This is a genomic window from Aliivibrio sp. EL58 (assembly GCF_900312675.1).
Taxonomy (GTDB): Bacteria; Pseudomonadota; Gammaproteobacteria; order Enterobacterales; family Vibrionaceae; genus Aliivibrio.
In genome coordinates this window covers 43,462-57,627 of the sequence record NZ_OMPC01000007.1, presented here as the reverse complement: position 1 = coordinate 57,627, position 14,166 = coordinate 43,462, and the positions used below count along the sequence as shown (strand labels likewise).

The following is a 14,166-nucleotide window of genomic DNA, read 5'->3' as shown; positions in this document are numbered from 1 at the left end:
ATCGTTAAAACCTTTTACCTCGTTTAAGTACCCACCATGGAGCCATACTTGACTCTTCATGGCCCCTCCTAACCACTTCATTAATCATCGCAAAGGCGGTAACGACTCTCATAAACAATGCATAGAATGGATAGATAAATAGCCAAAGCACCATCTCTCTATCTTCTTTTACTCTTTCTGAAATTAATGCTAAATAGACAATAAAGGTAAGTGAAATGAACAAAAAATAAATGACATACAAACAACTTAATACCGCGAGTACGACTGTTGTCGGATAAAATAAAAAAAGATAGACATTAAAAAGTGTCATGATTAGAGGTAACAACACAGTTTGAAGTACCCCATAAACTAAAATATATAAGAAGCTGCCCCACCCTAATAAATTAGGATCTAACCCTCTTCGATGCTTACGTAAGTACAGAAATAACAAATCACCATCCCAACGTAATCTTTGTAACAGTAAAGAGTGTAGCGTTGAAGGGACATCAGTATGACCAATTGCTTGTGGAGAAAAATTAAGTCGCATATCAGGATAGCGTTTTTTATATTGCTTTAGGCGAAAAGTAAGGTCGAGATCTTCAGCGGTATGCGTATCCCATCCACCTATTTGTTTTAGTATTGGTTTTTTGAATGCCCCAAATGCGCCTGATATATTATTAAGCAGGCCCCACGTTGCCATCCCTGTTTTACTTGTTTGCATCGACATCATGTACTCAAGTGACTGCATTCTTGTCCAAAAACTATCTTGTCTATTTCGAACTCTTAACGCCCCACCACAAGCGACGACATTAGGATCAGAAAATGACATGGCTAATTGACACGCCATATTATTATCAAAAGAGGTATCACCATCTACATTAACAACCAGATCGTACTTAGCTTCAGATAGACCTGCGTTCAATGTAGATACTCTTCCTCCACGCTGCCATTTTGGTAATACTTTTATCGCTCTATCTTTTCTTAAGTGATGACGTTTCTGTCCTTTAATAGCAGCACGATAAGTTAATAAATTCTGCTCTGCACCATCAATCACAATCAGAATTTCAATCAAACCCGAATATCTTTGCTCAACTAAGGTATCAATCGTCTTAGTAATCTCATCACCTTCTCCATAGCAGGTAATAATAAAACTCATTGATGGTGTTGAACTTAAATAGGTATTACTTGCTTCTCTTGACCAAAATAACACCCCAATAAATACAAAAAGCAACAAGGGGACTTCAATAGCTAACATGATAGGAAGAAAAGTAAGAATTAATTCAAAATAAGTCCCTAACGTTCCGGTAAGCGTATGTAAAATATATTGAAATTCATTCATGCGAATTACCCTTAATTAACTGAGCTAACCAAGAAGGTGCATTATCGCTTAATGAGGTACTAGGCAATTGCCATAAATACACATTCAGTACTATCAATTCTGACTCTATATCATTGGCTATTTTTTCAATTTTGCTTTCTATAATGGAGTAAGAATCAATTGGAGTCATTGGCATCAATAGCAACATTATTTCAGAACTATAATGACAACAAATATCAGTATCGCGCAGTAGTCGATTAAAATGATTCGATATTCCTTCAATCAATTGCAGCCGTTTTATTTCACCAAACTGTTGAGAATATTCCTCAATGCCTGATAGCTTTACTCCTAACAATAAATGGCTCTGTTGATGCCTTATCGCAAGCTTATTTACCCAACTTAATAAGTTATGAAACGATTTCTGATCTATAAGCCCATTTAATTTTAGCTCTTGATCTAACGGTCTTCGGCCATACATCATTAAGCTTTTAACTTGTTCTCCTACTCGAAATTGATTAATTTTTCGAGCGATTAATTCATTAGTCTCATTAACCAAAGAACAAGATAAACAGCGAGCACGTACGACTGATTCAGAAAATAGCAACTTGCATTCTTCACATTTATATCGCTCTAAAGGTCGATCATAATCAACGCCAATATGACGCAATTGAGTTAAACAATTCGGACAAGCGAGTTTATCTTGTTGGGTAAATTGACTCTCTTCAGCGATATGCCCACAAGTAAAACAGTGCAAAGAGACCATCTCTTCAATATTAGTGCTTTTGCAATCAGGACAGGTTTCAATATAGTTTAAATGCCCACTATGACAATAGGAGCATAACCTCACTTTATCTATCGTCTTTTCTCGCTCTAAATACCCTCGTTTTTCCTCTAACTGAAAATATGTATAAGGGCTATTGTCTTCTCCTGAATAGCATTGCATTAACGGATAATAATAAAGATCTTGTCTTTCACTCTGACAAAGTGGTGCCAATCGTCGTTGAGATCCTAGCCACAGCCATGCAAGTAATTTATCAAGTGGTTCTTCTTTTATTAAGGCTAATTTTTCCTGATGTATTTCCCACTTATCGACAACCTTATTAGGTTCTAAAATTCCATCTGATAAATATGGGCTTAATGTACTCTCTTGCAGAACGTAGACTTGGCAGTTCCAAATAGACTGCTTACTATGTAAATGCAATAAGGCTTTATTTTGCGCTACTGGCGAAAGAGATAATATACAAATCAATGGTTCTGATAATGTTAATTCTTCATAATCATTAACATGAATAAACTGACCTTCTTTATTATCTATTGGGATATCATCACCAATAATATAACCATGAACTCTACTATTAATATTTGTATTCATAGCATTACCTCTAAAGACAAGGGTTCATTCTTTTTATCCCAATCTATTAATATCAATAAAACACTCACGTTTTATATATTATAGTCGGTATTTTTACTTTACATAAAAAAGGCCCCTAATTAGTTAGGGGCCTGATGAATATAACTATCTATCTGTGGGGGTTATTTAGAGCTCAACACCGCTGCAGGATGTAACTGGCTTGCCTTTCTTGCAGGATACCAAGTCGCGATGGCACTTAAAAATATCGCCGTCGCTGTCACAATAGCGACATCACTCCAAACTAGCTCTGAGGGTAAGAAATCAACAAAATAAATATCACCCGATAAAAACTGATGACCAATCAGTGACTCTAACCCTTTAATCATAGGTGTTAAATTTAACGCAACAAACGAACCTAATGCAGAGCCTGCTAAACTGCCTGTCACACCTGAGAATATCCCTTGGCATACAAAGATACGTTTAATTAAACCGTCATTTGCACCCATGGTTCTTAAAATAGCAATGTCACCAGAGCGATCTTTCACGGCCATCATCAGAGTTGATACGATATTAAAGCAAGCAACCCCAATAACGAGAACCATAACAAGGTACATGATTGAACGAACTAATTGAATGTCTCGGTATAAGTAACCATATTTCTGAACCCAACTGCGTAAATAAACATACTCGGTTAATGTTCCCCCTACTTCGCGGACAATATTTTGGGCATCTAAAACACTACTGACTTGTAATGACACGCCCGTGACACTGTCACTTAGATTAATATACTGCTGCGCATCTTTTAGAGGAACAATCGCTAAACCATGGTCAACTTGCCCACCTAAAGACAATAGTCCAACCACTTGCAAACGTTGACGCTTTGGAGAACGAAGTTGTTTACTTGCATTTTCATCAGGGATCATCGCCGTGATCCAATCTCCAACTTTTACATTTAATGTATCCGCAACGCCCTTGCCTAAAATAACGCTTTGCTTGTTCGCTTCAAACGATTTCCATGCCTCGTTATCAATATACTCAGGTAACTTAGAAACCGCTCCTTCTAATATAGGTTCAACACCTCGAACTTCAACCGCTTTTAATTTACTTCCTCTTTCAAGTAAGGCGGTAAATCGTACATAAGGAGCTGCACCTATTACCTTTGGGTGCTTCTTAGCTTGGATCATCATGGTTTGCCAATCAGATACTGGGTTTTTAACCCCTTCAAGCTCAGCATGTGGAATTACCGAAAGCACTCGATTTTGTAATTCACGCTCAAAACCATTCATTGCAGAGAGACCTATAATGATCACTGCAACACCAATAGCAATACCAAGCGTGGATGAAATCGAAATAAACGACACCATCTTGTTACGCTGTTTAGCTCGCGCAAAACGACCACCAATAAAAAGAGAAAGCGGTGAAAACATTACGCCTCCTGCTCTTGACTTAATGTAGAACGAACTGTTTCAGTAATAAAGCGGCCATCTTGCATGCTTAGTTGCTTATCCAGTTTCGCTGCTAATTCAGTATCGTGTGTAACGACTAAGAATGCAGTACCTGATTCTTGATTCAATTCGCGCATTAAATTGTAAATATCCAATGCTGTTTTATGATCCAAGTTACCTGTTGGTTCGTCAGCAAGCACTAAAGCAGGCTTGTTAACTAACGCACGAGCAATCGCTACCCGTTGACGCTCGCCACCTGACAGCTCAGAAGGACGATGTTCAATACGATGAGCTAAACCTACTTTCTCAAGTAATTCTGTGGCACGTTTTGCGGCTTCTTTCTTATGAACACCACCAATTAACAACGGCATTGCTACATTTTCTAACGCGCTAAAATCAGACAGAAGGTGATGAAATTGATACACAAATCCAATATGTTGATTACGAATTTTTGCTTGCTTATTCGCACTCAACTTCGTCAATTCATTTTGTTGAAAATGTACCGTTCCTGCTGTTGGCTCATCAAGTGCGCCAAGGATGTGCAATAATGTACTTTTACCAGAGCCAGATGAACCTACTATCGCCACCAATTCACTTTCATTAATTTGAAAATCAACCCCTTTTAGCACTTCAGTTTCCATTGTGCCTTCTTGGTAAACCTTACGAATACCCTGACAAACTAATAATGGATTACTCATATCTTAATGCCTCTGCTGGTTGTACGACTGCCGCTCGATAAGATGGGAATACGGTCGCTAATAAACTTAATAAAATTGCTAGAATAATGACTACGCACACTTGTAATGGTTCAACCTGTGCTGGCAAAGATCCACCAACAGTAAATAACGACAATCCAAGTGTAGAAAGAATAACATTAATATTACTGGCAAATAATGCACCTAACGTGCCACCAACAATGGCACCAATCACACCGCTGCTCGCCCCTTGAACCATAAAGATAGAAAGCACTTGGTTACTCGTCATACCCTGTGTTTTTAGTATCGCGACTTCGGCTTGTTTTTCCATTACCACCATAATAAGTGCAGATATGATATTAAACGCTGCAATTGCGACAATAAGACCAAGCATTAAGCCCATCATGTTTTTTTCCATTTTTACTGCTTGGAATAACTCTCCGCGTTGATCGCGCCAATCACTCCACGTCATATTTTTTTCTAACGGTAATTTAGCTAACTCTGTCACTTGAAATGGGTCTTCAAAGAATAAGCGCCATCCTGTAATATTACCTTTTTTCAATTTCATCAAACGAGCGGTATCTTGAATGTTCGCAACCATTAATTGGCCATCAACATCAGATCCCGTATTAAATACACCGACAACTTTAAAGTTACGTTGACTTGGAATACGCCCTAGTGGAGTGTATTGGCTTGCATTCGTTACCATAATACGTACGGTGTCACCGTAACGAACGCTTAACTCTCGCGCTAATTTTGAACCAAGGAAAATACCGTATTCTCCGGCTTTAAGTTGACGCACATTGCCTGAAATTAATTCATAAGCAATAGGGTCATATTCATTAGGATCAATACCAACAAGCATACCCGCGCTCAACCCTTTTGCGCTTTGAATAATCGCTTCACCACGAACCACAGGCGTGACTTGAGTAACATGAGGCAAACTTGCTACGTAATTACGATCGTCTTCTAAAGGGGTTAACTGACCTTCGATAGTCGATACTACCGCTTGAGGTAGTACACCAAGGATCCTATCTTTTAATTGGGCTTCAAACCCATTCATCACAGACAATACCGTCACTAAGGACAGTACCCCAATAGTGATCCCCGCAGTAGACATGTAAGAGATAAAACGACTGAATCTATCGCCAGAGCGTCCTCTTAAATATCGTAACCCTATAAATACTGATACTGGATGAAACATAAATTCTCTCAATCATGCTTTTTGAAGCTATAATAATGAATACAGTCTATCACGTAAAATACTGGTATTTATTCCTTTTTTTGCTCTTTTGTTCATCATTGTTACCGATTAAACACTTGCTGATATCCAGTGACTTCGCCATAATCAAGAAATAATAATAGAGGGACGTTTATGTCACATAATGAATACTTTTCGGTTCACTACGATTTAACCATCAATGTTGAACCTCTGTCGAACGATGCTGCACTACCAAACATGGAAACGTTTGAACGTGAGATCCCAGCCCCATTTCGAGTTGCTCAAGAGTGCAGTTCTATTGATGACCTCTCTGAGAACGAGCTTTCTTTCTTGAAGTTAGATGATGGTAAACGTCTTGCTAACTATTTAAAAAATCAGAATCAAAAACTCAATCTACTGCTGTCATATTTGTTAATTCAACAAGATGATGAAGCTTATCGCTATAAAACGTCGAGCTTTGGTGCGAGTAAATTTACTTTTGAAAGTAAGACAGCACTCAATTTAACTCAAAAAGCCAAAGTAAAACTCTTTCTTGAGCATCCGCCATCAGCGATTTACTGCTATGCTACGGTGACTCAATGCACCGAAACTGAAACAGGCTATAGTATTGAAATGGCTTATGAGCTTCTTCGTGATATCGATCAAGACTTACTGATCAAAGCCGCTCTGTTTCAACAACAAAAAGTGCTTAAACTTCGTGCTCAAGAACGCAACTTAACCTAATAATTGAATATCCTGATGCCTATAAAAAACTTACTGTCATTACCGTTACCAACGAAAGCCAATGATACACGCTCAATTGGTAACCTTACGGGTTCTTCTCTAGCACTTGCGATTGCAGAGATTGAGCAACAACACACTGGTCCTGTCGTGGTTGCGGTTACTGAGCCGCAATTGGCGTTTCGTTTACAAAATGAAATTAACCAATTTAGCCAACATTCAGTAGAGGTTTTTCCTGACTGGGAAACCCTTCCTTACGACAGTTTTTCTCCGCATCAGGACATTATTTCTGACCGTTTATCGCGCCTATATCACTTACCTCAGCAAAAAGATGGCACGCTAATCGTTCCTGTTAGTACCTTATTACAACGTCAATCACCACAATCTTTCTTGCACAAGCACGCATTGGTTGTAAACGTCGGTGATCGTCTATCGTTTGATAAGCTAAAATTACAGCTAGAAAAATCCGGTTATTTACACGTTGACCAAGTCATGAGCCACGGTGAATACGCAAGTCGTGGATCTATTCTAGATTTATTTCCAATGGGTAATGCACACCCTTACCGAATTGATTTTTTCGATGATGAAATTGACACCATTCGTCAGTTTGATCCAGAAAACCAACGTACCATTGAAGAAGTAAAATCCATTAATCTACTTCCTGCTCATGAGTTCCCTACTGATGACGTTGCGATTGAAGATTTCCGTATTCGCTGGCGCCAACGTTTTGATGCTCGTCGTGAGCCAGAATCGGTTTACCAACAGATCAGCAAAGGCGCTTGGCCTGCAGGTATAGAATATTGGCAGCCGCTGTTCTTTGATGAAACTGAAACTCTGTTTGATTATCTACCAGATAACACATTACTGGTTACTATTGGTGATATAGAAAAAGCAGCCAATGATTTCTTAGCCGATGCCGAGTACCGCTATGATCAACGTCGAGTGGATCCACTACGCCCTCTTCTACCTGTAAACGAGCTGTGGCTTCAAACGGCGGATATGTTTGGTTTATTCAAACAATATCCACGAGTTAAATTATCTAAAGAAGCCGAAATAGAAAAAGCAGGTCGTTTTAATCCAGATTTACTTGAGTTGCCAGAAATTGCAATTCAGCATCAAAACAAAGAACCCTTCGCTCAATTTCGTCAATTCTATGAGAAATTCAGTGGTCAGGTTATTTTCTCAGTTGAATCTGAAGGTCGCCGTGAAGCCCTTCTTGAATTATTAGCGCGTATTAAGCTAAAGCCTGCGATTTGTAATTCAATGAAAGATGCCGTCGCACATAAAAATAAAGCCACGTTAGTGATTGGCTCGGCTGAACACGGCTTTATTCTTCAAAACCCATGCGTTGCTTTTATTTGTGAAAGTGACTTACTGGGTGAGCGAGTAATTCAACGTCGCCGTCGTGGTGATAACAAATCAATAAACAGCAATACACTGATCCGTAATCTCGCTGAATTAAAAATTGGTCAGCCAGTGGTTCACATTGATCACGGTATTGGCCGTTACATGGGGCTTCAAACGTTAGACGTTGGTGATATGCCAGCGGAATATATGATGTTGGAATACCTCAATGAAACCAAACTGTATGTTCCTGTTTCATCATTAAATCTGATCAGTCGATATTCAGCAGGAGCCGATGAAACTGCCCCTATCAGCAAACTGGGCAGTGATACGTGGAGCAAAGCACGTCGTAAAGCAGCAGAAAAAGTACGTGATGTCGCAGCAGAGTTACTGGATGTTTATGCTAAACGAGCAATTAAACCAGGCTTTGCTTTTAAACAAGATCGTGATGCTTATGCTGATTTTAGATCAAGTTTCCCGTTTGAAGAAACGCATGACCAAGAAATCGCCATTAACGATGTGTTATCCGATATGTGCCAAGCTAAAACGATGGATCGTCTCGTTTGTGGTGATGTAGGTTTTGGTAAAACAGAAGTTGCCATGCGTGCAGCATTCTTAGCAACACACAACGAAAAACAAGTGGCAGTATTAGTTCCTACCACTCTACTTGCTCAGCAGCATTTTGAGAATTTCCGAGATCGTTTCGCTAACTTCCCAATTCGAGTGGAAGTTTTGTCTCGCTTTAAATCCGCCAAAGAACAAAAAGAAATATTAGCGGCAACAGCGGAAGGCAAAGTAGATATTCTGATCGGTACTCACAAATTACTGCAAGACAGCATTAAATTTGAAGATCTTGGCTTACTGGTTGTGGATGAAGAGCACCGTTTTGGTGTCCGTCAAAAAGAAAAAGTAAAAGCGATGCGTTCAGACGTAGATATTCTAACGCTAACCGCAACGCCAATTCCAAGAACCTTGAATATGGCAATGAGTGGCATGCGCGATTTATCAATCATCGCAACACCACCGGCTCGTCGATTAGCGATTAAAACATTTGTGCGTGAAAAAGCGGATGACGTGATCAAAGAAGCGATTCTTCGTGAGATCAAACGTGGTGGACAAGTGTATGTCCTGCATAACAATGTTGAAACGATTCAGAACGCCGCTGAAGAGATTGAAAAGCTGATCCCAGAAGCTCGTGTCACCTTAGCTCATGGTCAAATGCGTGAACGTGAATTAGAACGCATCATGGGTGACTTTTATCATCAGCGTTTTAATGTTCTTGTTTGTACAACGATCATTGAAACCGGTATTGATGTTCCAACTGCCAACACCATTATCATGGATCGCGCCGATAAACTCGGTTTAGCACAATTACACCAACTGCGTGGTCGTGTGGGTCGCTCACACCACCAAGCGTATGCGTATTTACTGACGCCACATCCAAAAGCATTAAGTAAAGACGCAAGAAAACGTTTGGATGCGATAGCTTCACTGGAAGACTTAGGTGCCGGTTTTACTCTTGCTACTCACGATTTAGAGATCCGTGGTGCCGGTGAGTTATTAGGTGATGGGCAAAGTGGTCAAATTCAATCTGTTGGCTTTACCCTTTACATGGAAATGCTTGAGCAAGCAGTTGAAGCATTAAAAGAAGGTAAAGAGCCATCGTTAGATGATTTATTGCGAGAACAAACAGAAGTCGAACTTCGTTTGCCAGCATTAATTCCTGAAGATTACATCCCTGATGTCAATACTCGCTTGTCGCTCTACAAACGTATTGCGAGTGTTTCAGACAATGGCGAATTAGATGAACTAAAAGTAGAAATCATTGACCGTTTTGGATCATTACCAGAAGCGACTCAAACATTATTAGTCAGCTCAGAAGTTAAAATGTTAGCGGCTTCATTAAAAGTGAAGAAATTAGAGGCTCATGGAAATGGTGGTTACATTGAATTTGAACCTACCGCTGACATAAACCCTATGTTCCTTGTGTCATTATTACAAAAAGATCCAACAGGCTTTGCGCTAGATGGCCCAACTAAGGTTAAATTTATAAAAGACTTAACTGAGAGACAAGTGCGAATTAAATACGTAATGGACTTGCTCAAATTGTTTTACGAAAATAGAATCTAACTATTAGATTTAAATAATAAGAAAATACTAATTTTTGGTCTTGATTATGGACAACCAAGACTTTAAAGAACCATTTCACTGGAGTTTGAATGAAAAAAATAATTTACGCGTTAATTTTACTGGCAAGCTGGCCTTCTTTTGCTCGTCAATTTGACGTCGAAGTCATCATTTTTAAACGCAATGTTGAGCCATCTTCTTATCAAGAATCTTGGCCTGATATTCTTGCGCCTATCAATTTAGATCGTGCTTTCTCATACCGCGATAAAAAGATGATGAATAGTAATGGTGCGTCACTACTTCCTTCTGGCTACTATAAGTTAAATGAAGCTTATACTAAACTGCAAAATCACGCTGGATTTAAGCCGTTAGTACATGTTGCTTGGCGCCAAGGTGATTCCGGCTCATCTCGTTCTCCTATTTTCCATATTCAAGCAGGACAAGATTTCTCTGATCGTTTTGTTGCTGATGGTCGAACTATTGAAGATGCAAACGCTGATTTATCACTGGTTCCTTTAGACGCACCAAAACCTGCGCTTATTGAAGGCTCAGAAACTCTTGAGGCAGATACAACAGCAACAACACCATCTTCTGGCCCTCTTCTTGAGTTAGATGGAACAATGCAGGTTTACGTTCAACATTACCTATACCTAAATACGATTTTAGATCTTAAAGTTCCGGGTCAACACGAGTTTATCGTCAGCACACCAAAAGAAGAAAAAGACGTTATTACAGAAACAACCTCTACTTCTTCTGACGAGGTAACAACCACGGAAACCGCAGAACTATCGACTGAAGCGACAGCAATTGAAGATCCAAATGCGGATGTTCAGTTAGGCCATTTAGAAGACGTAACTCCGGAAACTGAAATTAAAGAGTTTTTAAAATCTTACCGCATGGAAGAAAGACGTAAAATGCGCAGTGGTGAAACTCACTATATTGATCACCCACTAATGGGCATGATCATCCAAGTGCGTAAAGTATAACATCGTAATTTCTTTACATAGTTTTACTAAATAGGACAACAATTGTTGTCCTATTTTATTTCTACTTTTTTAAAATCATGCTATTTTCACTCGAAATAATAACCTATGAGAATTCACATGAAATCCATTATCAAACCATTGTTACTTGTTCTTTCTTCAGCTCTTTTTTTAACAGCATGTGGCGATACTAACGAACCAAAAGAAGGCGTTCAATATGAAGTGCTTTCTACCACATTACCTACAGATTCAATTGCACCAGTAACTGAAGTTTTTGCCCTATCTTGTGGTCACTGCCGTAACATGGAAAACTTTTTACCTGTGATCAGCCAAGAAGCAGGCACTGATATTGATAAAATGCACATCACATTTAATCAATCAGCTCATGTTGCTGCTATGTTCTACTACGCTGCAGAAATGCAAGTAGATGGCACTCCTGATCACGCCTTTATGGAAGACTTATTTGCTGCAACCCAAATGGGCGAAGGTACAACGCTTACTCAACAACAAGAAGCCTATGCAAAAGCGTTCACATCTCGTGGTTTAACAAGCCCTTACGACTTTAATGAAGAGCAACGTGATATTCTTATTCAAAAAGTAGATAATGCTAAGATGCTTTCTGAGCAATCAGGTATTAGCTCTGTTCCTACTTTTGTTGTTAACGGTAAATACAACGTATTAATTGGTGGTCATGATGATCCTAAGAAAATCGCTGAAACTATTCGTTACCTACTAGAAAAATAATTGATTTAATACCAATATAAGGAAATAACGTGACTAAAATTATCATTACCCTTGCGCTTATCGTTGTTGGTTATATGCTGTTTCAGCACTTTGTAAATAACCCAAAAGCAGCAAAAGAGAACATTGAAATTGGAAACGCATTTTTAGCTGAAAATGCCACAAAAGAAGGTGTTCAAACAACTGCATCTGGTCTTCAATATCTTGTACTTGAAGAAGGTACAGGTACTGAGCATCCTACAGCGAAGAGCAAAGTTAAAGTTCATTACCACGGTACCACTATCGATGGTAACGTATTTGATAGTTCAGTTGAGCGCGGTGAGCCGATTGAATTTGGTTTAGGTCAAGTAATCAAAGGCTGGACAGAAGGTGTTCAACTGATGGTAGTTGGTCAAAAGATGCGTTTCTTTATTCCTAGCAATTTAGCTTACGGTAACCGTTCTGCAGGCTCTATTCAGCCTGGTTCAGTACTGATTTTTGAAGTTGAGCTATTAGATTTTAAATAATCATTTATCAGCGTAAAGCTTCAATATCATATAATAAAAATGGCGAATCACTTTGATCCGCCATTTTTTGTTTCTAACTGTCGATAAACTTAACTTAGTTTAATTTAATTTACGCATCACGATTGTAAAATCTTCATCTGCATAGTCATCTATCAATTCACAATTTGGGCATAAACTTAAACAATAACTAAGAACCTGCTGCGGATCATGTGCTTCTAGTAAATTGGTTTCTTTAAAATGATGGCGGTTTAATAAATTAAAAACAACGGCCTCTTCTGCCTTCTCATACATAGTTCTAATTACTTTTGCATGATAGGTTTTGTTACGAGCTCGATAATTAAGAGAACCACTTGCCACCACAATATCTGCCATTGGTAGCTTAGTTGATGAAAAATCCCCTTTAATAAACGCACAATTATGTTGATACTCAAAATGTTTTTTTGCTTGTTTAATGAAACTCCCCTGCTGATCAACACCAGTATAAGACTCTACAGTGCAACTCATATCAAGAAAGGTTTTAAAATCACCATAACCACAACCTAAATCCAATACACGTTTACCATCAAAATTAACGGCTTTAGCTATAGTTTTAAAACGTAAAAATTGAGATTCAGTCGAATTCCAACCTAATGATCTGGCATGATCACCTGCATATTGTTTCAGTCTTTCATCATGATAAAGACGAATACTCAATCTATCTAATAAGTGCATATGTTGTTTTTACCATTTTATTCTTAGAATTATACGGCTTGAAGTGTACTCCTGATAATTCTAGTTTTCATCTACTTATCGTTAGCTACTCCGTATAAATAGCACTGTATTGATTAATTTACTTGCAACTAAGACTAAAAATTGCTTTTATTTGTATAGTCAATTTAAAAAGTGAATCCTATGTCACAACCACGCTATCTACAGATTAAGCAATATCTTAATGAAAAGATTCAAACACGTACTTGGCCTGTCGGGTATAAGGTCCCTACAGAAATAGAGCTGGCTGATGAATTTTCAGTAAGTCGCATGACCGCAAATAAAGCTATCAAAGAGTTAGTATCTGATGGGCTACTCAAACGAACACCGCGCCTGGGTACCTTTGTTTGCCATAAAAAAGCCGAATCACCTTTAATGGAAATTCGCAATATCGCGGTTGAGGTACGTCAACGAGGTCATCAGTACAGTAGTAAAGTGATCAAAAAAGAAGAAGTTATTGCTAGAGATAATGTTGCGCTAAAAATTGGAGTTCGTAACGAAACGGCAGTCTACTTTACTCAAATTGTTCATTACGAAAATGATGTTCCCATTCAATTAGAAGAGCGCTGGGTTAATCCAGCTTTCGCACCAGACTATATACAACAAGACTTTAAACAACAGACACCTAATGAATATCTTGTACGAACTTGCCCTCTGAGTGATATTGAACATACTGTCGAGGCGATAATACCGCCACCTCACATTTCAAATTTATTAGAAATAAATAATACAATCCCTTGCCTTTTACTTAACCGTCGAACCTGGAGTGAAGACAACCTTATCAGCGTCGCTCTTTTGTATCACCCTGGGGATAAATATAAACTGACTTCTCGCACCAAGGTATAATAGTAAACCTAGTAAGTATGTTCTTAACTTTCAATTTAGCATTAATTACACACCTTTCTCCCTTCAATACTCTTTCATTTATCTTCTGTTTATTTCTCATTTTTAATCTATTTGCGGTTAATAATCGCTCTTTTGATCACAA

Annotated in this window: 12 protein-coding genes; 6 read left to right on the top strand and 6 right to left on the bottom strand. The window is 38.6% G+C overall.

All coding sequences use genetic code 11. From position 1 onward, the window contains the following. Positions 1-4: 4 nt before the first annotated feature. The 5 genes from ED622_RS08845 to lolC all read right to left on the bottom strand — a co-directional run bounded on the left by ED622_RS08845 (position 5) and on the right by lolC (position 5,992). On the bottom strand, positions 5-1,318 hold the full coding sequence (locus ED622_RS08845; protein WP_122033533.1) for a glycosyltransferase: 1,314 nt from the start codon (positions 1,316-1,318) through the stop codon (positions 5-7). Further along, positions 1,311-2,669 (bottom strand): GGDEF domain-containing protein, encoded by a 1,359-nt coding sequence (locus ED622_RS08840; protein ID WP_122033532.1) that lies wholly within the window; start codon positions 2,667-2,669, stop codon positions 1,311-1,313. Before ED622_RS08840 ends, ED622_RS08845 begins: the two co-directional genes overlap by 8 nt. Before the next feature lie 161 nt (positions 2,670-2,830). Then, positions 2,831-4,075, bottom strand: a complete 1,245-nt coding sequence (lolE, locus tag ED622_RS08835) for a lipoprotein-releasing ABC transporter permease subunit LolE (RefSeq protein ID WP_122033531.1) — start codon at positions 4,073-4,075, stop codon at positions 2,831-2,833. After that, the gene (gene lolD, locus ED622_RS08830; protein WP_122033530.1) at positions 4,075-4,791 is read right to left on the bottom strand and encodes a lipoprotein-releasing ABC transporter ATP-binding protein LolD; all 717 of its coding nucleotides are present in this window, start codon (positions 4,789-4,791) and stop codon (positions 4,075-4,077) included. Before lolD ends, lolE begins: the two co-directional genes overlap by 1 nt. After that, positions 4,784-5,992, bottom strand: coding sequence for a lipoprotein-releasing ABC transporter permease subunit LolC (gene lolC / locus ED622_RS08825; RefSeq protein WP_122033529.1), 1,209 nt, complete (start codon positions 5,990-5,992; stop codon positions 4,784-4,786). Before lolC ends, lolD begins: the two co-directional genes overlap by 8 nt. A gap of 171 nt (positions 5,993-6,163) precedes the next feature. Here lolC and ED622_RS08820 point away from each other — a divergent pair, with 171 nt between their 5' ends. The 5 genes from ED622_RS08820 (at position 6,164) to ED622_RS08800 (ending at position 12,431) form a co-directional block, all read left to right on the top strand. Further along, positions 6,164-6,733 (top strand): PilZ domain-containing protein, encoded by a 570-nt coding sequence (locus ED622_RS08820; protein ID WP_122033528.1) that lies wholly within the window; start codon positions 6,164-6,166, stop codon positions 6,731-6,733. Positions 6,734-6,748: 15 nt separating this feature from the next. Beyond that, entirely contained in the window at positions 6,749-10,204 is a 3,456-nt protein-coding gene (mfd, locus tag ED622_RS08815) for a transcription-repair coupling factor (protein ID WP_122033527.1), read from the top strand. Positions 10,205-10,293: 89 nt separating this feature from the next. After that, the gene (locus ED622_RS08810; protein WP_122033526.1) at positions 10,294-11,187 is read left to right on the top strand and encodes a peptidoglycan binding protein CsiV; all 894 of its coding nucleotides are present in this window, start codon (positions 10,294-10,296) and stop codon (positions 11,185-11,187) included. A 117-nt stretch (positions 11,188-11,304) separates the two neighbouring features. Continuing rightward, positions 11,305-11,928, top strand: a complete 624-nt coding sequence (locus ED622_RS08805; RefSeq protein ID WP_162922489.1) for a thiol:disulfide interchange protein DsbA/DsbL — start codon at positions 11,305-11,307, stop codon at positions 11,926-11,928. Between the two features lie 29 nt (positions 11,929-11,957). Continuing rightward, positions 11,958-12,431, top strand: coding sequence for an FKBP-type peptidyl-prolyl cis-trans isomerase (locus tag ED622_RS08800; RefSeq protein ID WP_122033524.1), 474 nt, complete (start codon positions 11,958-11,960; stop codon positions 12,429-12,431). Positions 12,432-12,530: 99 nt separating this feature from the next. On the opposite strand, the gene ED622_RS08795 is transcribed toward ED622_RS08800, so the two are convergent. After that, positions 12,531-13,142 (bottom strand): class I SAM-dependent methyltransferase, encoded by a 612-nt coding sequence (locus ED622_RS08795; protein ID WP_122033523.1) that lies wholly within the window; start codon positions 13,140-13,142, stop codon positions 12,531-12,533. Between the two features lie 180 nt (positions 13,143-13,322). Here ED622_RS08795 and hutC point away from each other — a divergent pair, with 180 nt between their 5' ends. Further along, positions 13,323-14,024 (top strand): histidine utilization repressor, encoded by a 702-nt coding sequence (gene hutC, locus ED622_RS08790; RefSeq protein ID WP_122033522.1) that lies wholly within the window; start codon positions 13,323-13,325, stop codon positions 14,022-14,024. The last annotated feature ends 142 nt before the right edge of the window (positions 14,025-14,166 follow it).

Coding starts and splice junctions, on each gene's coding strand:
- ED622_RS08845 (WP_122033533.1), bottom strand. CDS start 1,318: ATGAATGAATTTCAATATATTTTACATACGCTTACCGGAACGTTAGGG.
- ED622_RS08840 (WP_122033532.1), bottom strand. CDS start 2,669: ATGAATACAAATATTAATAGTAGAGTTCATGGTTATATTATTGGTGAT.
- lolE (WP_122033531.1), bottom strand. CDS start 4,075: ATGTTTTCACCGCTTTCTCTTTTTATTGGTGGTCGTTTTGCGCGAGCT.
- lolD (WP_122033530.1), bottom strand. CDS start 4,791: ATGAGTAATCCATTATTAGTTTGTCAGGGTATTCGTAAGGTTTACCAA.
- lolC (WP_122033529.1), bottom strand. CDS start 5,992: ATGTTTCATCCAGTATCAGTATTTATAGGGTTACGATATTTAAGAGGA.
- ED622_RS08820 (WP_122033528.1), top strand. CDS start 6,164: ATGTCACATAATGAATACTTTTCGGTTCACTACGATTTAACCATCAAT.
- mfd (WP_122033527.1), top strand. CDS start 6,749: ATGCCTATAAAAAACTTACTGTCATTACCGTTACCAACGAAAGCCAAT.
- ED622_RS08810 (WP_122033526.1), top strand. CDS start 10,294: ATGAAAAAAATAATTTACGCGTTAATTTTACTGGCAAGCTGGCCTTCT.
- ED622_RS08805 (WP_162922489.1), top strand. CDS start 11,305: ATGAAATCCATTATCAAACCATTGTTACTTGTTCTTTCTTCAGCTCTT.
- ED622_RS08795 (WP_122033523.1), bottom strand. CDS start 13,142: ATGCACTTATTAGATAGATTGAGTATTCGTCTTTATCATGATGAAAGA.
- hutC (WP_122033522.1), top strand. CDS start 13,323: ATGTCACAACCACGCTATCTACAGATTAAGCAATATCTTAATGAAAAG.